The sequence below is a fragment of the Mesorhizobium sp. M8A.F.Ca.ET.165.01.1.1 genome (assembly GCF_004792065.1).
GTDB lineage: Bacteria > Pseudomonadota > Alphaproteobacteria > Rhizobiales > Rhizobiaceae > Mesorhizobium.
In genome coordinates this window covers 1-282 of sequence record NZ_SRTH01000265.1, presented here as the reverse complement: position 1 = coordinate 282, position 282 = coordinate 1, and the positions used below count along the sequence as shown (strand labels likewise).

The following is a 282-nucleotide window of genomic DNA, read 5'->3' as shown; positions in this document are numbered from 1 at the left end:
GCCGCTTCGGCCGGCGTGCAACCCTCTCCGCTGATCCGCTTTGCCCAGCAGCTTGGCTTCGACGGCTTCACCAGCCTGCAGCAGGTGTTTCGCGAACGGCTGCGCGAGCGCAACTCGTCCTATGACGAACGCCTGCAGGCGCTGCGCGCCAAGGCCGATTCCGGCGCCGGCCACCGGGCGATCTTCGACGGTTTCGTGGCCGCCGCCAGCACCTCGCTCAACGACATTTCGCGCACGCTGGACGAGGCGCATCTGGAAGACGCGATTTCGCTGCTGGCCAAG

At 67.4% G+C, this 282-nt stretch carries 1 pseudogene; it reads left to right on the top strand.

Going from position 1 to position 282, the window contains the following annotated elements:
• Positions 1-282 (top strand): annotated as a pseudogene (locus tag EN808_RS36030) (MurR/RpiR family transcriptional regulator); the annotation flags it as partial.